At 41.5% G+C, this 22068-nt stretch carries 23 protein-coding genes; 4 read left to right on the forward strand and 19 right to left on the reverse strand.

Annotation, left to right across the window (positions count from 1 at the left end; genetic code table 11):
* Window positions 1–79: 79 nt before the first annotated feature.
* From CAP51_RS06905 to CAP51_RS06930, 6 genes are all read right to left on the reverse strand, one after another.
* Entirely contained in the window at window positions 80–724 is a 645-nt protein-coding gene (locus CAP51_RS06905; RefSeq protein WP_087620418.1) for an RluA family pseudouridine synthase, read from the reverse strand.
* 200 nt (window positions 725–924) lie between these two features.
* On the reverse strand, window positions 925–1698 hold the full coding sequence (locus CAP51_RS06910; RefSeq protein ID WP_087620026.1) for a Rossmann-like and DUF2520 domain-containing protein: 774 nt from the start codon (window positions 1696–1698) through the stop codon (window positions 925–927).
* An 89-nt stretch (window positions 1699–1787) separates the two neighbouring features.
* Complete coding sequence (locus tag CAP51_RS06915) at window positions 1788–2822, reverse strand: alpha/beta hydrolase (RefSeq protein WP_087620027.1); 1035 nt, start codon at window positions 2820–2822, stop codon at window positions 1788–1790.
* Between the two features lie 2 nt (window positions 2823–2824).
* A complete protein-coding gene (locus CAP51_RS06920) occupies window positions 2825–3928 on the reverse strand; it encodes a YdcF family protein (protein ID WP_087620028.1) in 1104 nt (367 codons plus the stop codon).
* A 29-nt stretch (window positions 3929–3957) separates the two neighbouring features.
* Window positions 3958–4998 carry a UDP-N-acetylmuramate dehydrogenase gene (gene murB / locus CAP51_RS06925; RefSeq protein ID WP_425426775.1) on the reverse strand — a complete coding sequence of 347 codons (1041 nt, stop codon included), beginning with the start codon at window positions 4996–4998 and terminating at the stop codon, window positions 3958–3960.
* A gap of 100 nt (window positions 4999–5098) precedes the next feature.
* Entirely contained in the window at window positions 5099–5614 is a 516-nt protein-coding gene (locus CAP51_RS06930; protein WP_087620030.1) for a low molecular weight protein-tyrosine-phosphatase, read from the reverse strand.
* A gap of 122 nt (window positions 5615–5736) precedes the next feature.
* On the opposite strand from CAP51_RS06930, the gene CAP51_RS06935 reads away from it, so the two are divergent.
* Both CAP51_RS06935 and CAP51_RS06940 read left to right on the forward strand, forming a co-directional pair.
* Window positions 5737–6891, forward strand: coding sequence for an iron-containing alcohol dehydrogenase (locus tag CAP51_RS06935; protein WP_087620031.1), 1155 nt, complete (start codon window positions 5737–5739; stop codon window positions 6889–6891).
* A complete protein-coding gene (locus tag CAP51_RS06940; RefSeq protein ID WP_087620032.1) occupies window positions 6888–7325 on the forward strand; it encodes an acyl-CoA thioesterase in 438 nt (145 codons plus the stop codon). Before CAP51_RS06935 ends, CAP51_RS06940 begins: the two co-directional genes overlap by 4 nt.
* Before the next feature lie 3 nt (window positions 7326–7328).
* On the opposite strand, the gene dnaX is transcribed toward CAP51_RS06940, so the two are convergent.
* Both dnaX and def read right to left on the reverse strand, forming a co-directional pair.
* The gene (gene dnaX, locus CAP51_RS06945; protein ID WP_087620033.1) at window positions 7329–9584 is read right to left on the reverse strand and encodes a DNA polymerase III subunit gamma/tau; all 2256 of its coding nucleotides are present in this window, start codon (window positions 9582–9584) and stop codon (window positions 7329–7331) included.
* A gap of 126 nt (window positions 9585–9710) precedes the next feature.
* A complete protein-coding gene (gene def / locus CAP51_RS06950; RefSeq protein ID WP_087620419.1) occupies window positions 9711–10253 on the reverse strand; it encodes a peptide deformylase in 543 nt (180 codons plus the stop codon).
* Between the two features lie 455 nt (window positions 10254–10708).
* Here def and CAP51_RS06955 point away from each other — a divergent pair, with 455 nt between their 5' ends.
* Both CAP51_RS06955 and CAP51_RS06960 read left to right on the forward strand, forming a co-directional pair.
* Window positions 10709–11158: a hypothetical protein gene (locus tag CAP51_RS06955; protein ID WP_087620034.1), complete on the forward strand. Its 450-nt coding sequence runs from the start codon at window positions 10709–10711 to the stop codon at window positions 11156–11158.
* Between the two features lie 136 nt (window positions 11159–11294).
* The gene (locus CAP51_RS06960) at window positions 11295–12728 is read left to right on the forward strand and encodes an NAD-dependent succinate-semialdehyde dehydrogenase (RefSeq protein WP_087620035.1); all 1434 of its coding nucleotides are present in this window, start codon (window positions 11295–11297) and stop codon (window positions 12726–12728) included.
* A gap of 106 nt (window positions 12729–12834) precedes the next feature.
* Here CAP51_RS06960 and pyrF read toward each other — a convergent pair whose 3' ends face one another.
* From pyrF to sthA, 11 genes are all read right to left on the reverse strand, one after another.
* A complete protein-coding gene (gene pyrF, locus CAP51_RS06965; RefSeq protein WP_087620036.1) occupies window positions 12835–13518 on the reverse strand; it encodes an orotidine-5'-phosphate decarboxylase in 684 nt (227 codons plus the stop codon).
* A gap of 30 nt (window positions 13519–13548) precedes the next feature.
* Window positions 13549–13908: a lipopolysaccharide assembly protein LapA domain-containing protein gene (locus CAP51_RS06970; protein ID WP_087620037.1), complete on the reverse strand. Its 360-nt coding sequence runs from the start codon at window positions 13906–13908 to the stop codon at window positions 13549–13551.
* A 27-nt stretch (window positions 13909–13935) separates the two neighbouring features.
* Window positions 13936–14241 carry an integration host factor subunit beta gene (locus CAP51_RS06975; protein ID WP_087620038.1) on the reverse strand — a complete coding sequence of 102 codons (306 nt, stop codon included), beginning with the start codon at window positions 14239–14241 and terminating at the stop codon, window positions 13936–13938.
* Between the two features lie 148 nt (window positions 14242–14389).
* Window positions 14390–16072: a 30S ribosomal protein S1 gene (rpsA, locus tag CAP51_RS06980; protein ID WP_087620039.1), complete on the reverse strand. Its 1683-nt coding sequence runs from the start codon at window positions 16070–16072 to the stop codon at window positions 14390–14392.
* Window positions 16073–16189: 117 nt separating this feature from the next.
* A complete protein-coding gene (cmk, locus tag CAP51_RS06985; RefSeq protein ID WP_087620040.1) occupies window positions 16190–16873 on the reverse strand; it encodes a (d)CMP kinase in 684 nt (227 codons plus the stop codon).
* Between the two features lie 25 nt (window positions 16874–16898).
* Complete coding sequence (locus CAP51_RS06990) at window positions 16899–17336, reverse strand: SRPBCC family protein (protein ID WP_087620041.1); 438 nt, start codon at window positions 17334–17336, stop codon at window positions 16899–16901.
* An 8-nt stretch (window positions 17337–17344) separates the two neighbouring features.
* Window positions 17345–17878 carry a tRNA adenosine(34) deaminase TadA gene (tadA, locus tag CAP51_RS06995; protein WP_087620042.1) on the reverse strand — a complete coding sequence of 178 codons (534 nt, stop codon included), beginning with the start codon at window positions 17876–17878 and terminating at the stop codon, window positions 17345–17347.
* Window positions 17878–18999, reverse strand: coding sequence for an enoyl-CoA hydratase/isomerase family protein (locus CAP51_RS07000; RefSeq protein ID WP_087620043.1), 1122 nt, complete (start codon window positions 18997–18999; stop codon window positions 17878–17880). The genes tadA and CAP51_RS07000 overlap by 1 nt, the downstream gene beginning before the upstream one ends.
* A gap of 6 nt (window positions 19000–19005) precedes the next feature.
* Complete coding sequence (ung, locus tag CAP51_RS07005; protein ID WP_087620044.1) at window positions 19006–19716, reverse strand: uracil-DNA glycosylase; 711 nt, start codon at window positions 19714–19716, stop codon at window positions 19006–19008.
* A 24-nt stretch (window positions 19717–19740) separates the two neighbouring features.
* A complete protein-coding gene (locus CAP51_RS07010; RefSeq protein ID WP_087620045.1) occupies window positions 19741–20337 on the reverse strand; it encodes a 6-pyruvoyl trahydropterin synthase family protein in 597 nt (198 codons plus the stop codon).
* Window positions 20338–20490: 153 nt separating this feature from the next.
* The gene (sthA, locus tag CAP51_RS07015) at window positions 20491–21909 is read right to left on the reverse strand and encodes a Si-specific NAD(P)(+) transhydrogenase (RefSeq protein ID WP_087620046.1); all 1419 of its coding nucleotides are present in this window, start codon (window positions 21907–21909) and stop codon (window positions 20491–20493) included.
* Between the last annotated feature and the right edge of the window lie 159 nt (window positions 21910–22068).

Here is a 22068-nt window from a genome sequence, read left to right on the forward strand (position 1 = left end):
TATTTCGTCATTATACAACATACGTCATAATAACCATTATACCGAACACAACCTGATGAATAAATCATCAATTCTAAAACTAAAATGGTGGTGGACAGACAAAGTTCAATGTCTGCCCTGTTACTGGATGTATAAAACTTAATTCTGTCGCATGTAAACACAAACGATCAGACAAACTCTGCCCTACAGTTGTGGCATATAAGGTATCACCAATAATCGGGTGATCAATATATTGCATATGTACACGTAACTGATGCGAGCGACCGGTAATCGGTGTCAATGCCACTCTAGAAACAGGCTGACCTTTGAGCTGGAATTGATCCAATACCTTAAAATAGGTTAATGCAGATTTTGGATAATCGGGATCGGCAATATGTAAAGGCGGATTTTTCGGATCATAACAGACCGGAACATCAACCTGTCCCTGATCAACTGGCTGCCCTTCAACAATGGCCTGATATAATTTTTTGGTTTGTCGATCTTGAAATTGACGGGAAATATGACTTTGTGCCGGACGATTCAATGCAAAGACAAGTAATCCCGAAGTATCACGATCCAGACGATGTACCAATAATGTTTTTGCTTCAATGGCTTGTAAACGGCTAAGGACACTATCAAACAGTGCATCACCCTTGCCTGGAACGCTGAGCAAACCTGCTGGCTTGTTGATGACCAAAAGATCATCATCACGATAGACCAGACATTCTTCCAAGAAATTACTCAACGCGACAACCACATTATAATTTTGCAAGTGGCAAATAATAGTGATTTCAGCGCGCCCCCGCAATTATTTTTTGCAAAAGTAAGCAAAAAATATAATCTTTTGCTTTTATTCTTCTCTCTACCTCATAAAAGTACAGTGACAATCGCATAAATATCAGATAGTCCTTATAATCACATCACCTAAAGAGCAGATTTTCACATTCAAGCTATCGGATGACGATGTTTAATTGCTGTACTTAACATGGCATAAATTTCCTGCCATTCCGGATGGGGATTTAACATATCCAAATGCAAATCCATGATATTTTGATCATGTCGCCGTGCTGGTCCAGTCTGGTTTTGCGCTGCCGACGCATATTGCAATTTTTGTGCGGTCTGTAATACCAAAGGCAAAATCAGATGCTGATCGACCTGATGCTGCTGTAAAATTTGCTCGGCAATATCATAGCAATAATTACTAAAATTCGAGGCAAAAACTGCGGCAAGATGCAATGATAGACGTTGATTAGAATCATAATGATAGATTTTTTTCGATAATACGCCCGCCAGCCTATCCAGTTTTTGTAAATCAGACTGCTGCGTTGCTTCCAGAAACAAGGGAGTACTTTCCCAATCAAGCGACTGATCAAAACTAAAACTCTGTAAAGGATAAAATACCCCTGCCTGTAAGTTTTCATCTTGCAAAACCTGAAGATGCGTACTGCCTGAAGTATGCACCACCAAACCGGAATAATTGATCGCTGCCAGTTGCCTGGCGACAGTTGCAATTTGTGCATCACTGACTGCAATCAATACAATATCCACTTGTGTCAACTGCTCAATATCATCTAGTGCAATCGCTTCTACTTGTTGTGCCAGATGCTCTGCATGCGTAATATTTCGACTGACAATCTGCTGAATCTGGATATTTCTAGCATAAAATGCTGTTGCCAGATGGGTTGCGACTCGACCTGCGCCAATCAGTGAAACTTTCATGTCTATCCTATTAAAAAATCTGTCCTACTAAACTTTGCGATTGCCAATCACTATTTTTACCACAGTTTATTCTTTAACAAAAAATCATCTTATTGATAATATTGGCGTTTATATTTTGCATTTAAAAAAGCCGGAATCAGGCCAGTTAAAGCAGCACGAATATCTGCACGCTCATTAATCAACTGGTGTGAACCCTCTTCTAAAATCAATGATGTTTGTAAACGAAACTTACGACGGATATATTCAATGTTATAACGCCAGTCTACCGTCTGATCCAGTGCACCCTGCGCCAGCCAGACCGGAATCCGACAGGCCGGACGTTCTTCCATTTTTACCATCCAGCGTGCCATTGCCAAAATCCAGTCCATACTCATGGTTTTGGGTTGTAAGGGGTCCTGTAAACGGACAAAACGTAAAAATTCCGGATTATGATTATTGCGTTTAAAATGGCGTGGTACCTGACGTTTGATTCGGCGCACAATACCTAAACCAATTGAATTATGCCACCAAGCAGATTTTGCCGGACGAATCAACGGTGAGAGTAATAAAACTCGATCGACCATCGGTTCCTGACGCTGCTCTGCATATTCAAGAATATGATGCATCCAGATTGCACCACCAGTACTTTGCCCAACACCTAGCCAAGGTTTGGGTAGCTGTGCAGCATCCTCTACCGCAGCTTTAATCCCCAAAAGCACCGCTTGATAATCATCAAAATCCTCAATGCCAGCGACCGTACCATTACTTAAACCATGTCCGGGCAAATCAAAGGTCAGGACACTAAAGCCCTGTTCCAGTATTTCCTGAATAATCGGCTGATAAATTCCACTATGCTCCAGATAACCATGTAACAACCAGACCGATCCTTTGACTGTTTCCGCCTGTTTCGGTTCAAACACTTGTACATGGATGCGAAATTGCGCTACATCAACAAAGCCCTGCCAATGATGGCAATCCAGAAGATTTAAGCCATACAAAAGCTGATAACCTTCCAGTACCGGATTTAACAAAGTCGGTTCGGATAAGTCTAGTGGATTGAGCGCTTGTGGCGTATCTTCACGGTTGGGTACCGGTAAATCCTGTGCCTGTAAAACCACAGGGTTCATAAAAGGGATATTTGCCATATTTAAGGAATCTCCCGACAATTACGCTCGCCAAGTAATTTATTATAAATCAAAGCCAAAAGCTCATAATTTGCCCGACGACTATGCATCCAGTTTTGTCGGCTTGGCTGCCAAGGGGTTAATGCATTCGGTAAAGGTGAAATAATCGGAATAGTGCGAATGCCATTTTTTGCAAACAACTCGCGTGAACGCGGCATATGGTAAGCATCGGTAATTAAGAACACAGTCGGTGCACCACCTTGCTTTTGTAATAATAAAGAACTGAATCGCGTATTTTCACAGGTATTCATACTGCGATTTTCCAGAAATTGTGCCTGAATATGATGCTGATCCAGCCATTTTTGCATATAGGGTGCTTCTACACCGCTTAATAAAATCGGTAAATGATGCGAATTATAAATCTGTACCGCCTGTTCCAAACGTTTTACCGTATAAATATTAGGTACAATATCATGCTTATCTTTACCCGTAGTCAAGCCCCCACCTAAAATAACAATGGCATGTGGCTGATAAGCAGGTCGCTGCATCACATATGGCGACTCCAACTTTTCATTTAAATTTTGATTATGTAAATTGCTAATATGCGCTAGATTTTCATTTTTGGTTAAAAATTCACGATATTGCTGGAATAATGGTTCATTTTCATCCTGCTGAAACTGCTGCATAAAATCTATCGAAGAAGATGTTTCATCGTTTTCGTCCTGATCAACATCCGGTACTTGTACATCCAGTTTTAATTCCTGTGCCGCTTCTTCGAGCTTTTGTTCGGCAATGATTTGTTGTAGTAATTCATAGCGTTGTTGTAATTCCACAAAGTTTTGTGCATGGCCATCCTGTAAGGATTGATTGACTTCATATAGATATGCCCGTCTAGCCACCCATTCAGGCGAACCGGGTTCCAGATTACTTTCCAGACTTAACCGGCCTGTTTTCTGACTTTGCGCAGCAATCGGATCGACCTGAACATCAACTGCATGATTGAGCAACCAAAGGATACTCTTGGCATAAAATGGTGAATAGACAAAAACCGTCAACACAGCCGCAAGAAAAATAAGCGCAATGAGCCAACGTAATAAACGAACTATTGCGTGAGCCTTTTTTGCCATAATTGCGACCTATGATCCTTAAATAAAGATTAACATGCGGAAATATGCGGAGAAATTTCTCCGAATTGATTTAATAATACAGGCTCAGGTTCTAAACGAATAGCAAATTTTTGATATATATCTGTTTGAATTTGTTCATAAGTACGCTGCACATCCTGCAAACTGGCCTGACCATAATTGACCAGTACCAAGGCTTGGCGCTCAAACATCCCAACATCGCCCAAGCGTTTACCTTTCCATCCAGCCTGATCAATCAACCAGCCTGCGGCAACTTTTTGCATACCATTATGTTGCTGATAATGGGGGGCATTGGGGTAATGCTCCGCCAAATCAGAAAATTGTTGGGCTGTAATCACTGGATTTTTAAAGAAACTGCCGGCATTGGGAAATTGTTCCGGTTGAGGTAATTTTTGCTGACGAATACTGATAATGGTTTGCAGTAATTTCTCCGCTGTTGCATCTTCCCCCACCCGCTGTGCCACATCGGCATAATTCAATCTTAACTGGGCATGTTTTAATAGCTTAAAACTTAAGGCATAAATAATATAGCGTCCAGCTTGCTGTTTAAAAATACTATCGCGATAACCAAAATGACATTGTTCCGCCGTAAGTTGAATATGCTGTTCTTGCTTTAAATCGTAAGCCCAAACCGTTTCAATAAATTCGCCTGCTTCCACACCGTAAGCACCAATATTCTGAACTGGAGCTGCGCCAACACGTCCGGGAATCAAGGCTAGATTTTCTAATCCATGATAGCCTTTGGCACAACATTCACAGACAAAATCATGCCAGATTTCACCTGCTTGTACCTTGATCACGACTTCATCAGCGTTTTCAGACAGAATTTCTTTACCCTGCATCAACATATGTATGGTCAATGCCCGAAATTTCTCAGGCAATAATAAATTACTACCACCAGACAATACAAAAACGTTTAGCCCATGCGCCTTGGCATAGCGAATGGCTGGTTCAATATCATTATGATCAGTCAATGCGACATAATCACTACATTGGCTTTTTAGCGCAAGTGTATTAAATACTGTTAAATCAAAATCATGCTGTACTGAAATCACGGATATTCCAACTATAAAATTTTATTCGAGGGCACAGCATCAATCGGATAAGCTTTATCCGACATGACACCTACACCAAAGTCATGTTTTAAAATCATTATGCATTTAAATCATGTTGTTGCCAGTAGCGAATCCATGCCTGACTGCTAGATTCGCACTGACGAATGACACGTTCAAAGTCTTTGGCATCACCATAATAAGGATCGGGTATGGCTTGTTGCGGAAAGTCTGTATCATGTTGACTCATCAATGCCAAACGCGCCCGAAGCGAACCCGAGTGTAATGTCTTGCCCGATTGTCGCATCAATAATTCTATATTGGCAAGATTGTCATGATCCATGGCCAGAATTAAATCAAACCGTTCAAAATCTTCCGCTTTAATCTGTCTGGCACGTAAATGACTTAAATCATAACCTTGCTGTTTGGCATATTTTTGACTTCTCACATCCGGTGGCTGATTGGGATGATAATTACTTGTGCCAGCAGAATCGACAATAATATTCAGCCCTGCCTTATCAATATGCTGCTGCAAAACAACTTCTGCTGTCGGGGATCGACAGATATTTCCCAGACAAACACATAAAACTTTATAAGGTACAGATGATCGTGACATGAAGTAAAAAACTTTCCGAATGCAGTTAAAAAATTTGGAGGCGTAGTCAATGTAGCCTATACAAGCAATATGCTACATTAACAAATTCAGGACCATTACAAAAGATTCAGGATGAATAGCAAATGTTTCAGTTTCAAACTATCACCAATCTTATAGCCGGCATTGATAGCCTACAGCAACTCGGAAATGAATGTAAACGTCTGAAGATACAACATGTTTTACTGGTTACCGATCAAGGCATCATACAACAGCAACTGCATCATGCCATCACTACCCAGCTGAAAAAGCATCATATTTCTTTTGCTATTTATCAAGATGTCCAAGCAGATCCACCACAGCATGTGGTTGAACAAGCCATCATGTTTGCCAAACAACTCAAGATTGATGGAGTGATCGGGCTTGGTGGTGGCAGTTCACTGGATGTGGCAAAATTAATCGCACTTCTTGCTCATCCACAGCAGCAACAATCGATTCAGGATATCTATGGTATTGGTCAGGCTCAACCACCGCGCCTACCACTGATCCAGATTCCAACCACTGCGGGAACTGGTTCCGAAGTTACCCCCATCGCCATTGTCACCACTGGGGACACCACCAAATCTGGTGTTGTTTCACCTGTTCTGTATGCAGATAGTGCCATCCTCGATGCCAGACTTACGGTCAATTTGCCCGCGCATATCACAGCCGCAACAGGAATAGATGCCATGGTACATGCCATTGAAGCATTTAGCTCAAAACAGAAAAAGAATCCTTATTCCGACATGCTGGCAAAGCAAGCCCTGTACACACTTAATCAGGCTTTACCCATTGTACTCAGCGAGCCACAGAATCTTGCTGCGCGTCAGGAGATGTTGTTTGGTTCCATGCTTGCAGGTCAGGCGTTTGCCAATGCACCTGTAGCTGCTGTGCACGCGTTGGCATATCCTTTAGGTGGACATTGCCATCTTTCTCATGGTCATGCCAATGCCATATTATTGGCTGAGGTACTCAAATTTAATTTATCACATGCCACAGCACATTATGCTGAGCTTATGCAACATTTAAATCCTCAGCTCAAAGGTACGGATTCCATGCTGGCACAACAATTTATTGCGCATATCGAACACGTCTGTCAATCCAGTGGCTTAACCTTGAAACTTGCTGAACTTAATATTTCTTCTTCACTACTACCTGTGCTTGCCAGTGATGCCATGCAACAAACCCGATTATTGATGAATAATACACGCGAAGTTACCGAGGCAGATGCGCTGGCAATCTATGAGGCAATCTATTCATGAATGAACCGATTCTAAGCCGAAGTGCGTTTAATTATTTCAATCTCATCACCACACGCTGGGCAGACAATGATATCTATGGACATGTCAATAATGTCATGTATTACAGTTTTTTTGATACTGCCGTCAATACTTTCCTGATTCAACAAGCCGATCTGGACATTCATCATGGAAAAATCATTGGTCTAGTGGTGGATTCTAGTTGTCGCTATTTTGCGCCACTTGCCTATCCTGAACAAATTACAGCAGGCGTTCGGGTGCTACACATTGGTAATCGTTCGGTGAAATATCAAATTGCCCTATTCAAGCAAGATGAACAGCACGCCTCGGCACAAGGGCATTTTGTTCATGTCTATGTTGACCGTGACACAAGAAAACCAACACCCATTACCGATCATATGCGACAAGCATTACAGACATTATCTATAAACATCTAAAGCTTAGCTTTTAAATTTTAAATCCACCACATCGGCAGAAAAAGCATTGATCAGATCGCCAACAACCGGATGCGCTAAAATCTGCTTTTCTGCCAAGGCATATGCGCTTTGCTTGCGTAATTGCTGTAAATGCAAAGGCGTATTCTGCTCAACAGCCTGATACACCACTTCTAAATTGAGGTTTTCATTCAGGGATTTTAGCTGAACTTTGATGTTTTCAACAAAGGCATCAAAAATACGCTGATAACTTGGATCAATCTTAAGCTGACACTCACCTTCGATATTCCCTTGCATGGCTGCATGTTGTGCCAGTTCCTTTACTGCGGGGGACAATGCCGATTGTCGTAACCAGTAATCCCATTTTTCTACAGTCCATTCGCCTGTTAAGTCTTGTGCTTGTGGTTGCAATAAATCTCTAGGGTCAATACGCTCAAGCGGTTGATCTAGATCAGTAGAACTTTCAACTGACGATGCGATTATAGACGGCCCAAGATGTGCTGTGGCAGCATCATCCATGCGTGGCTGATCAGATAGGTTTTGCTCAACATCTAAAGCGTTGGCCTCTAAGCCATCATCAACAGCCAATATCTGCGCTGCTGGTTGCACGACCTTCTGTTCTGTCGTAGCTATAGCAACCGATTCAGAAGATGGTGATAAAACATTTTGCTCTAACAAAGAATGCTGAGAATCATCTGATAATTGCTGAAGCTGTACTGCATCGTCCTGTGATACAGGAATATTTGTGTCAACCTGATCAGTTTTGCCAGAATCTAGTGCAAAATTTTCATCTTGTTCAGTTTGTTGATGTTCTGATGAGATGTCTGAAAAATCATTGTGTTGGTCTAGAACACTCCGTTCCGACAAGATATCAGGTTGATCAATCTGTTGTTTTGGTTCAGATTTTAAATGATCCACCTCATCCTGCGGAGTCAATGCTTCAGATGACTGAAGCTGTGCAACCAAATCAGATTGCGCCACTGTCACAGATTTATTTTCCAATACAGCTTGTTGTGGCGATAAGGATTCAGATTCGACAGAAAAATCTTGTTCAATAGATGGTCGTGATGTGATATTCGATGCTATATCGTGATCTGGCTGAGTTTCCGCTGTAGTATTGGTCAATGTCCCAGTAGACTGCGGAATTGCGACGGGCTGATCAATCACCTCACCAATCGCCACTGGTCGAAATGCCAGTAAGCGCATCATACACATCTCAAAACCTTGTTCCGGTGTCAAGGCCAAAGCCAGATCGGCACGTCCCTGAATCGCAATCTGGTAATAAAGTTGTACATCTTGCGAATTCATCACTTGGGCAAGTTGTGCTTTACGCTGCTCTTCTTCAATTTGCGTTTGCTCGCCAGATTGTCCCAGACACTGAATAATCGCCACTTCATGCAAAGTACTAATCAGTTGTTCTAAGACATGCATGACATCAATCGCTTGCTGCCGCATATCTTGAATCAGACTAGCCACAAGTGCCCGATTGTCCTGATGAATTGCAATCAACAAATCAAAAATCAGGCTCTTATCAATCAGCCCCAGCATTTCCTTGACATCATTTTTAAGTACTTGCCCCTGACCATAGGCAATCGCCTGATCAGTCAAAGACAGCGCATCACGCAATGAGCCTTGTGCAGATTCCGCCAGTTGCCATAAAGCCTCCGGTTGATGCACAATCTGTTCGGTTTCCAGAATTTGATCAAGATGATGAAAAATTTCATCTTTTGCCAAAGGACGCAGGGTAAATTGCAAACAACGGGAAATCACGGTAATCGGTAATTTTTGTGGGTCAGTCGTTGCAAATAAGAATTTTACATGTTCAGGTGGTTCTTCCAGCGTTTTTAATAATGCATTAAAACTATGCGTCGATAGCATATGCACTTCATCAATCAAATAGACTTTGTAACGCCCTTGCGTCGGTGCATAGGGTACATTATCCAATAGTTCTCGTGTATCTTCGACACGAGTACGGGAGGCTGCATCAATCTCGATTAAATCGATAAAACGCCCTTCATTCACCGCTTTACAGACAGAACACTGCTCGCATGGCGTTGCAGTTACCCCTGTTTCACAGTTTAAACATTTGGCGAGAATACGTGCGATCGTGGTTTTACCAACACCACGCGTCCCTGTAAACAAATAGGCATGGTGTAAACGTCCATTCGCCAGCGCACTGCTTAAGGCTTTGGCGACATGGGTTTGACCCACTAACTGACTAAAATTACGTGGACGATATTTTCTCGCAAGTACCTGATACATGTATGCTCCTTTTCCCACTGCTAGCATACTGTTTTTTTCCATCTTAGTGAATGAAATGTCCGCTAAAAATAAAACAAAGCGACAAATTATGGCTTGTCAGTCGCATCTTTGTTCACATCCTATGAGTCATCTTTGATGATTAAGGGCGAATTTTGACGGATCAATAGGGATCGATTGATCTTGCAAAGTTGTTGTACGTTCTACAAATAAAATTCCATTCAGATGATCCACCTCATGTTGCACAATTCTTGCCGGAAAACCTTCAAATTTGCGTTGTATCACTTCACCTTCTAGCGTCAAATAACGCACAGTTACAGCCTGTGCCCGTTCAACTTGCCGACGTAAATCTGCAACACTCAAACAACCTTCTTCTCCCAAACAGGTTTCTGTGGAATGCTCGATAATTTCCGGATTAATCATCACAATCGCGGCCATTTCCGGCGCTTCCGGATAACGGGGATTCGGCCTTGAGGCAACGATAATCACACGTTTGGATACATAGACCTGCGGTGCGGCAATCCCTACACCATTACGCTCAAGCATGGTATCCAGCATTGCACTTGCCAGTTGTTTAAGCCATTGGCTATTTAATTCAACCTGAGCCACAGGCGCTGCTTGTAGCGTTAAAATCTGTTCGCCACGTTGTGCAACCGGTAAAATAACGTGCATAACCTTCCCAATGAATTTCATATTTTTGATGAGCATTTAAAGATCAATACTTAAGTTACAACACTTCCAATAACTGAGGCTAAACGAGCAGAATTTGCTAAATTACTCACAGCTTTTAGCAATTATCATCACTTGCCAGCCTCATGTGGTTGCATAAATTTATATCGTCTTCATTCAATATCAGCTTAAGCAGATTTTTCTAACATAACACCAATTCAGGCAGGAATCACTATCACTTCATGCAGCTGCAAATATTAGGGTTTATGCTCATTAATTTAATTCTTTCCAGCTTTTAGCCTATATTTCAATGCAATAAATCTTGCTCTTTGTTTTCATCATGTCTTGCAGGATGATATTTTTCTTGCTATTTTCATTATAAGAAAAATGTCTAAGCAATTAGACAGTGTGGATTTAACCAACTTGCCAGCACAAAATGGCTAAACCGGAGCATCATAATGATGAACACATTATCAGTGTATGAAATTTTTAATCACTTTGATTTTTATCAAAAAAATTATCAAGTTATTTTACTTGACTCAACACAATACTATATTGCTGTAGAGGATGCCTATCTCCAATTACCTTTTTCTGTGAAAATTCCCTTATTTCTAGGTGATTTATTACAGTTATGGTTCAGCCAGCAATGGGTTGATCATGCTATAGATGCCTATTTATTTAATCCGCAAGACATTCCATTTAAGATCAATACAGATCGCAATCTATATTATCTTTACCAGATTGATTGTAGAAAATTAAGCAACAATTTTGCAAAAACTTACTCAATACAAAGTCAGCAACAAAATATTGCCCTGCATTTAGGTCAGATACTTCAATATCTCAGCACCTATAAACTTTTAACCAGACCTCAACCTGCCCACTTTAATGATATCAAGCAAGCAGTGTGATGAGAAAAAGGATATTCATTACCAGATTAGAGCAATCGTATCACGAGATGATATAACATTAACAATTCCCTTCTTTTCATCAAATCTTACAATCTATTAAGATAAATTACTCATGCTTATTACAGGACGGAAAAGAATGTATCCAAACACACAGCTTTACATCAATGGACAATGGAAAGATGCACTGGATCACACAACCTTGGATGTGATCAATCCTGCTGATGAAACCACCATTGGAACGGTTGCCAAAGCCAGTGTAGCCGATCTCGATCTAGCACTGGAAGCCGCGGCACAAGGCTTTGATGTTTGGAAAAACACCCCTGCCAGTAAACGTAGTAAAATCATGCAAAAAGCAGCACAAAATTTAAGAGAACGTGCTGATGCTATTGCAAAAATCATGACACTAGAGCAAGGCAAACCGCTGGCTCAAGCCAAAGCAGAAACGTTAGGCGCAGCTGATACCATAGACTGGTTTGCAGGTGAAGCTTTACGGGCTTATGGTCGTATTGTGCCGCCTCGTGCCATTGATGTGCAATCGCTAGTGGTGAAATCTCCAGTTGGTGTGGTTGCAGCCTTTACCCCGTGGAATTTCCCACTTAATCAAGTGGTACGTAAATTATCTGCGGCGTTGGCTGCGGGTTGTTCAATCATCATCAAGGGACCGGAAGACACGCCAGCTTCACCAGCGCAACTGATTCAGGCTTTTCATGATGCAGGTGTACCCAAAGGTGTGATTAATCTGGTGTATGGCGTTCCTTCTGAAATCTCCGAATATCTAATCCCTCATCCAACCGTCAAAAAGATTTCCTTTACTGGCTCTACACCAGTGGGAAAACAACTGGCCAGTTTGGCAGGATTACACATGAAAAAAGTCACCATGGAGCTCGGTGGTCATGCGCCAGTACTTATTTTTAAAGATGCTGATCTGGATACAGCAGCCAAAGAAATCGTTGCTGCCAAGTTTCGTAATGCGGGTCAAGTTTGTATTGCACCAACGCGTTTTATTATTGCACGGGAAGTGTATGAGCAATTTACTCAAAACCTGGTTGATCAAGTCAAACAATTAAAAGTTGCCAATGGATTGGAAGAAGGTACAGACATTGGTCCGATGATTCATGCGCGTGGATTTAAAAATATTCAGCGCCTGATTGAAGATGCTATTACAAAAGGTGCAAAACTTTGCTTTGGCGGCAAGGCATTAGATGGCAAAGGCTTCTTTATGCAGCCAACTATTTTAAAAGATGTACCATTGGAAGCAGACTGCATGAGTAATGAACCGTTTGGGCCATTGATTTTATGTATTCCATTCGATCACTATGAAGAAGCCATTCAAGAAGCGAATCGTCTGCCCTATGGTCTGGCTGCCTATGCTTATTCGGAAAGTAATAAAACCTGTATGGCGCTTGGGCGTGATATTCAAGCAGGAATGTTGACCATCAACTATATTGGTTTAAGTGTTCCAGAATTGCCTTTTGGTGGTGTAAATGATTCCGGCTATGGTTCAGAAGGTGGCAGCGAAGCCATTGAAGCCTATCTTAATACGCACCTCGTCACGATTGCAGGACGCTAACCAGAATTGAACTAAAGATGTAAGCCACTAAAAACACAAAAGCCATGTAAATCATGGCTTTTGTTGATTAATGATATTTTTAATCAGAAAAACATATCTTTAATACTTAATGGATACTTTGATAAATCTGCTGTAATGTCTGCTGTGGATTTTGTGCCTGAGTAATCGGACGACCAATCACCAGATGTGTTGCCCCATCCTGTATAGCCTGTTGCGGCGTGACAATACGCTTTTGATCATCAGCATTACTGCCCAGAGGTCGAATACCCGGTGTAACAAGCTGAAACTCAGAACCAAGTTCTTTACGTAGTAATGGCGCTTCCTGAGCAGAACATACCACGCCATCAAGCCCACAATCCTGCGTCAACTTTGCCAGTCTTAGCACATGATCCTGTGGTTCAACATCCAATCCCAGTTCAAATAAATCTTCTTTGCCAATTGAGGTTAACACAGTTACAGCAATCAAAATGGTCTGATGATCATGCTGCTGTAAACGCTCGGCACAGGTGGCCATCATTTTACGACCACCCATCGCATGTACATTCACCATCCAGACCCCAAGATCGGCAGCTGCCAATACAGCTTGTGCGGTGGTATTGGGAATATCATGAAATTTTAAGTCGAGAAATACTTCAAAACCACGATCATGCAATGCTTTTAATACTTGTGGTCCAGCCAAAGTAAACAGCTCTTTACCCACTTTAACACGACATAATTTGGGATCAAGTTGATCAGCCAAAGCCAATGCCTGATCTTGACTGTGTACATCTAGCGCAACGATAATACTCAACGCAAATTTCCCGTCTCAAAAAAAAGCCCATTATAATGGGCTTTTATCATCTTGGTGAATATCTAATACAGTTTTTTCATGCCTTGCAGCAGCAGCGGCTTCTGCGGCGGCCACTTGGGCATTTTGAATTTGCTCTTTACGTAGATGTTCAATGTCTTTACGTAAACGTTTAATTTCCCAACTTTTTTGAATGACTTTAAACACCAGAACACCAAGTAACAGGCCAATGATTACACCCAGTACAATGGTTAATAACAACAATAAACCCAAACGCATTTCTGGTACTTGGGTGAAAAGTAAATCTACCTGCAATTCTGCCGGATTTTGTAAAACTAAAGCGAGAGCATAAGCAAATATTGCGATGAGTAGTGCAATTAAAAATATACGCATTTGAATATAACCTTTTTATTTAAAGTATTATTTTCCTGCTTGCTCATTCACCGCATCGCGTAGTGCTTTACCCGGTTTAAAATGAGGTACAGCCTTTGCTGAAACACTAACCTTTTCGCCTGTTTTAGGATTACGACCCAAACGAGGTTGACGGTGATGCAGTGCAAAACTACCAAATCCGCGAATTTCAATGCGCTGATTGGTTGATAAAGCAGAAATCATATGATCGATCATGATTTTAACAGCTTCTTCTACAATAGGCTCTGCTAAATGTGGATTTTTTTCAGAAATCTTTAAAATTAAGTCTGATTTATTCAGTGCTTCTGTGGTCATGAGAATTGATCCTCGTCGCTTATTCTTATTAGATAATAACCTGTTTAAATACAAAAAGGTAGCATTAGATTGGTATCTAATGCCACCTTTTACATATTTATAATAATTTTTTTGCAAAAATTACTACAAAAAGCATCACAAAATGCAATTATTTATTTTGTGCAGCTTTAATCAAATCACCAAGTGTCTTCGGACCATTGGTTTCAGCTGGTTGAGCTGCTGCTTGACGCGCATTGCTCAAGGCTTCTTTCTCTTCCGCTTCGTCTTTCGCTTTGATTGACAAGTTAATTGTGCGAGATTTACGATCTACATTAATGATCTTCGCTTCAACTTCCTGACCAACTTCAAGGAACTTCGTTGCATCTTCAACGCGATCACGGTTGATTTCAGATGCTTTTAACTGTGCTTCAACTTCATCAGCCAACTTCACAGTTGCACCTTTGGCATCAACAGCAGTCACAGTACCTTTAACCAAAGCACCACGTTCGTTCGCAGCAAGGAAATCGTTGAATGGATCGCTATTTAACTGTTTGATACCCAAGCTAATACGGTTACCTTCAGCATCAACAGACAGAATCACAGCTTCAACAGTGTCACCTTTCTTGTAACGACGGATTGCATCTTCACCCACTTCATTCCAAGAAATGTCAGACAAGTGAACAAGACCATCAATACCGCCTGGTAAACCAATGAAGATACCAAAGTCAGTGATTGATTTGATTGAACCAGAAACTTTTTCACCTTTCTCATGGTTTTTCGCAAACTCTTCCCATGGGTTAGCACGAGTTTGTTTGATACCCAGAGAAATACGACGACGTTCTTCATCAACTTCAAGCACCATCACATCAACTTCGTCACCGATCTGAACAACTTTAGACGGGTGGATGTTTTTGTTGGTATGATCCATTTCTGAAACGTGAACAAGACCTTCAACGCCTTCAGCGATTTCTGCAAAGCAACCATAATCAGTTAAGTTGGTTACACGTGCTTTAACAATTGAGCCTTTTGGATAACGGCTCATGATTTCCATCCAAGGATCTTGACCTAATTGTTTCAGACCCAAAGATACACGGTTACGTTCTTTGTCAAACTTAAGGACTTTAACAGTCACTTCCTGTCCAACTTCAACTACTTCAGATGGATGTTTGATACGTTTCCAAGCCATATCTGTGATGTGTAATAAACCATCGATACCGCCAAGATCAACGAATGCACCGTAATCTGTAAGATTTTTAATTGTACCTGTAACAGTTTGGCCTTCTTCCAGTTGAGAAAGAAGCGCTTCACGATCCGCAGAAGATTCTGCTTCCATTACAGCACGACGAGATACAACAACGTTATTACGTTTTGCATCAAGTTTGATCACTTTAAATTCTAACTCTTTGCCTTCAAGGTGAGTTGTGTCACGGATTGGACGAGTGTCTACCAATGAACCTGGCAAGAACGCACGAACTGGACCGATGTCCACAGTGAAACCACCTTTCACTTTACCAGAAATAACACCGGTAACGATTTCGCCATCATCGAAGATTTTTTCAAGTTTAGTCCATGTTTCAGCACGTTTAGCTTTTTCACGGGATAAAACAGTTTGACCCATACCGTTGTCAAGCGCTTCAACAACAACATCTACAGTATCGCCAACAGCGACTTCAAGTTCGCGTTGATCGTTTAAGAATTCTGCACGGTCAACAACACCTTCAGATTTAAGGCCAGTGTCAACTGTTACCCAGTCGTCATCAATGCTAACAACTGTACCTTGGATGACTGCACCCTTTTCTACGTTAAGATTTAATTCACTTTCTTCAAAGAGGGCTGCAAAAGATTCGGTCATGTGATACCTAGTAATATCAATATAGGGCTTGGATCAGAACAAGTCCGGCTTAGTTACACAATACGCTGGATCATAATTCTGACCAACCCAGCATATGCTATATAAAAAATTTGTAAACTAATGAGACAAGCACTGATCGATATAAATCGTCATTTGTTCAAACACTTGCGCAATACTCAAATCTGAGCTATCAATAATTTTTGCATTGATCGCAGGCTTAAGCGGCGCAACTGAACGCTCCATATCGCGTTTATCACGTGCTTCTATATTAGCTAAAATGGTGCTTATATTAGCATCAACACCCATCGTCTGCAACTGTTTTACTCGTCTGGCTGCACGGGACTCGGCCGAGGCGGTCAGAAATATTTTGACTTTTGCTTGAGGGAAAACCGTCGTTGCCATATCTCTTCCATCTGCAACCAGACCTGGCAACTGGGCAAAATCACGCTGTCTTTGTAATAATGCAGCACGTAATGCAGGAACCGCTGCAACACGTGATGCATATTCCCCCACGATTTCGGTACGAATTTCCTGACTAACGTTTCGTCCTTCCAATCGCACTTCAAGCCCTTGTTCGCTGCCCTGAAACTGGATATCCAGATCGGTTGCAACTTGCACACAGGCATCAATATTGTGCTCAAGCTGATCCAGCAATTGCCGATGGAATAGACTTAATCCTAATAAACGATAAATTGCACCGGAATCCAACAAATGATAACCATAATGTTGTGCGATTTTTGCAGCCAGCGTACCTTTGCCGGAACCGCTGGGACCATCAATGGTAATAATATTTACAGTCATATCTGTACCGAAATTTTATACGAAATTATTTCAGGGATTTGGCAAATTTCGCCATCCCCGTACTAATGGCAAATTTAAGCTGTGACAACACAATTGCACTTACAAATGGTAGTTTAGCATCAAATTCAATATCATACGTCACTAGTGTTGTATTCTCAGTCAATGCTTTAAAAGTTATATATCCGACATGATGCTTAACCAGCGGGTTATCAATGATTTTATATTCGATAGACTGATTTTCTTCCAGACGGGTAATTTGTTCCTGAAGTGGCTTAATCCTGCCAAAGCCCAGTTTACGCACAGAACCCACGCCATCTGGACGTTGTGGATCGGCAGCATCCTTGACTCGAACCACTTGAACCGGCCAGAACATTTTATTATAAGTGGCATGTTTGGCAAATAATTCAAATACTTGATCAATAGGTCGATTGAATTTTTGTTGCATGGTGATCTTTTTATTCATGATTTATCTCAAATCTGACTATTTGGATTGTCAAGTTTAGCAGACTTTGCTTGTGCTCGTCGATTTTTAAAAAACTGTTTTAACATTGCCCCGCTTTCCTGTGCCAGACAACCACCCTGATAGGCAAAATAATGATTATAAAACCCTTGTTGCAACAGCTGTCTGGCACTGACCAATGATCCGGCCCGAGGCTCAAATGCAGCAAAAACAACCCGGGAAATCCGGGCATGTATTAACGCCCCAACACATTGAGTACAGGGTTCCAGTGTGACATATAAAGTAGAATCTTCAGGCAAGCGATAATTATTGATATTTTTACATGCGTCACGAATCGCTTGAACTTCGGCATGTGCCGTGGGGTCGGATAGCAGGATTGGGCAATTATAGCCACGACCAATAATTTGACCGTCATGTACAATTACCGCACCCACTGGCACCTCATGATGCGTCAAGGCCAAAGCCGCTTGCGCTAGAGCCTGATGCATCCAGTCCATATCTTCTGGAGAGAAATCGCTAAAATCCTCTATAACGCTCTCTGACATTAATGTTGCAAAACACCATATTGACGTAGCAATGCATTCCAGCTATCGACCTTATCACTTACAGGGGCATGCTCACCAAATAAATCCTGCAAATTTTTCACAGTTTTTACCTGCCAGTCTGGCTGTAAATCTTTATCAACCAAACGGGCACGCACACCCTCAATAAAATCTGCATGCTGGATTTTCCATGCCGAAATATCTTCTTCCAGTGCAAACACATCATCCCATGAGCGATGTTGTCTTGCCCATTGCCACAATAACCATGTTAATCCGGCAGTCGTTGGCGAACCATTGGTCAGGTTTTCACTGGCCTGACGTAACCAGTCACTTCTGGCACTGGCCAAACCACAAATGGCCTGATAATCCTGCACAAAATCCTGTCCACGACAAACACTATGAATGACATCTAGAGAATTTTGCAAAGGACCCGCAGCAAGCGGACGATGCAGGCTATTTAGCGTATCGTCAATGGCGCGAAAATCCCCTGCCGGATAATCCTGCCAGTGAATATTGCTTAAACGATTAAGCACTACATCACGACCTTGCTCACAAATATGCGTCGCCCAGCCAATTCCATAAGCACCTGCCGCCGTCATAATTGATCCGGTTAAACCGATAAATAATCCAATGGGCCCACGATCGGCCAGAAAACGTGTGGCACCAACATCTGGATATAAACCAATATTAATTTCCGGCATTGCCAGACGGGAATGCGGCGTGACCAGCCTGAAAGGTGCAGCCATAAATAAGCCCAGACCACCACCCATTACATAGCCCTCACCCCAAACCACCACTGGCTTGGCATAATGATGCAATAAGCGATCCAGCGCATATTCATGCTTAAAAAATTGTTTGGCCTGTTCAACTTCATCATTAATGACTAACTGCCGTAATTTTCGGACATCCCCGCCCGCACAAAAAGCTTTTGGTGTAGTTGAGTCAAACCAGATGGCTTTGACATTATTATTTTGATGCAAATATTCAAAGATGGAATATAAGGCCACCACAATCTGCTCATCCAGCGCATGCAATGACTTTGGGCGATTAAGTCGGACCGCCCACCAGCCATTTTTGACTTCTTCCACCATAACATCGGGATGGGAAATATAATCTGTATTCATCGTTATTTATGCGTCCAATTGCCAATTAATCGGTTCGATGCCATGCTGTATAAGATATTGATTGGTTTTAGAAAACACTTTACATCCAAAAAAACCACCACGATTTGCAGACAGTGGTGATGGATGTGCCGCCTTTAAAACCAGATGCTTACGGGTATCGATACGCTGTCCTTTACGTTGCGCATACGCTCCCCACAATATAAATACAACAGATTGACGCTGTTCATTAATCACATCAATTACTGCATCGGTAAATTCTTCCCAACCTTGTTTTTGGTGTGATGTTGGCTGCGCCTGCTCTACAGTCAGCACACTGTTTAACAATAACACACCTTGTTTTGCCCAGGCTGACAAATCCCCATGCTGTGGGGGTTGAATACCCAGATCAGTTTTTAATTCATGATAAATATTACGTAAAGATGGCGGTAATGCAATGCCTTTATTCACAGAAAAGCTTAGTCCATTGGCCTGTCCCACCCCATGATAGGGATCTTGTCCAAGAATAACAGCCTTAACCTTATCTAGGGGGGTATCATTTAATGCTCGGAAAATTTGTGAATTAGGCGGATAAACAACTTTTTGCTGTCTTTTTGTATTGGCCAGAAACTCCCGCAAATTCGCCATCCGATCACTCAGCAGTACGGGTGCCAGTGCCGTTTTCCAGCTTTCATCCAGTTTTACACGTGCTAATTGTTCTATTGCTGCCTGATCCTGCATCCGCTGAAATCTACCCTGATCTTCTTAAAGTTTAACTTGCAATTCTACCATAGGATTTTCAAAAATCTGGCCATTCTTTAACCGATCGTATAAATCCACAGAACTCCATTCTGCCTGAACTTGCTCGGAAAATTCAATTTGATCTAATGACAATATGCCCATTTGCGGATTTTCAATATCTTCCAAAAAGCATTGCGCATAACCCGTATCCGTTTCATGGACAATCACTGAATTGATCTTGACATCTCCTTCGCCATTTTGCGTCTGCGTATGTTTTAACACTTCAGAAGCCAAGAAAAAGAAAATTCGTGAAAATTGTTCTGCCGAAGGCGACACAGGTAAAGAAATCCAGCGTGCGCTAAATGTTTTACATGCCTCTATATAACTAGCATCATCTTTATTCCAGAAAGTAATGGCATGATCAAAACTGTCGATCAAATCCTTAATCACACCTTTTAAAAGTCCAAAATCATAGACCATCTGACCATGATCCAGTCGATGAGCTTCAAGCAAGATTTCCACTTTATAACTATGCCCGTGAATCGAGCGTTTACATCGATCCGAGGTACAGTTACGCACGATGTGCGCATTTTCAAATTTAAATAATTTTCGAATAATCATAATTGCATCTAAATATACCTAGTATTCGACTCAAGTATAAAACAAGAATCACCAATGTGAAAAATCTTTATGTGATCTTGAAAAAAATTCAACATAACTGCCCAGACAAAAAAATAAGGCGCAAGTTGCACCTTATTTTTTGCACAGACAATTTTAAAATAGACGATTCATACCATTTAATGCTGCCACACGATACGCTTCTGCCATGGTCGGATAGTTAAACGTGGTTTCTGCAAAGTATTTTAAGGAATTGTTCGGGTTTTGCATCACGGCCTGCCCAATATGGATAATTTCCGAAGCATTATTACCAAAGCAATGAATCCCTAAGATTTCCAAAGTCTCGCGATGGAAAAGAATTTTCAGCATACCCACGGTATCACCAGTGATCTGCGCACGTGCCAAATGACGGAAGAACGATTGACCAACCTCATAAGGAATTTTTTCTTCAGTCAGCTGCTGTTCGGTTTTACCAACTGAAGAAATCTCCGGAATGGTATAAATCCCGGTTGGAATATCGGTGACAGGTTTAACATTTTCCTCACCGACCATATTGGCCCCGGCACAACGCCCCTGATCATACGCAGCCGAAGCAAGCGATGGCCAGCCAATTACATCACCCGCAGCATAAATTGTTTCAACGTCAGTCTGATAACGCTCATTGACTGCAAGTTGACCACGACTGTTTGGCTTCAACCCGACATTCTCAAGTCCCAAACCATCGGTATTACCAGAACGGCCATTACACCAAAGGATTGCATCTGCCTTGATTTTCTTACCACTGAGCAAATGCAATACCACATGATCATCAAAAGTTTCCAGATGATCAATTTGTTCATTATGACGGATCAATACACCCAGTTCACGTAAATAATAGGATAAAGCATCGGCAATCTCATCATCCAGATAGCTGAGCAATTTGGCTTGGGTATTAATCAAATCAACTTTATTGGATAGGCCAGTAAAGATAGAAGCATATTCACAACCAATTACACCAGCACCATAAATGATAATTTTTTGAATCGAATAATCCAGATCCAGAATTTTATCCGAATCAAATACACGCGGATGATTAAAATCCAGACCTGCCGGACGATATGGACGACTACCTGTAGCAATCACAATTTGCGTACAAATCAAGGTTTCCTTAATACCTTCCTGAGTAAACACAAAGATTGTGTTTTTATCCTGAATATAGGCACGACCATGATAAATATCAATTTTATTACGATCATAAAAACGGCTATGCGTTTCAACCTGTTGCTGAATGACTTTATGTGCATTACCAAGAATCTGCTTCATGGTAAATTGCTTCCATTCTCCTACTTTTCGGAATAACGGATCGCGTTGATAATGTATGATACTAGAGACTGTCTGACGCAATGCTTTACTGGGAATCGTACCCACATGCGTACAGTTTCCACCTAGTTGCTCACGAATATCAACAATCGCTACACGTTTGCCAGCTTTTGACAGCTTCATTGCTGCGCCTTCCCCGGCAGGCCCTGATCCTAAAACCACTGCATCATATTTTGCAAAGTTGATGCTGGCCACTTCTTGTTTACGTGCAGGCATTCGGCGCTCCTTCTTTAGCATGTGCATTACTTTCTTTAACTTATTGATAATAATATTATGCCTGACTTTATGTTAAAACGGGTCAATGAACTGTTATACTTTTCGTGATAACCACATTTCGAAAATGAATAATCAAGCCAAAGTATTCATTTTTAATTT

This window comes from Acinetobacter populi, assembly GCF_002174125.1.
GTDB lineage: Bacteria > Pseudomonadota > Gammaproteobacteria > Pseudomonadales > Moraxellaceae > Acinetobacter > Acinetobacter populi.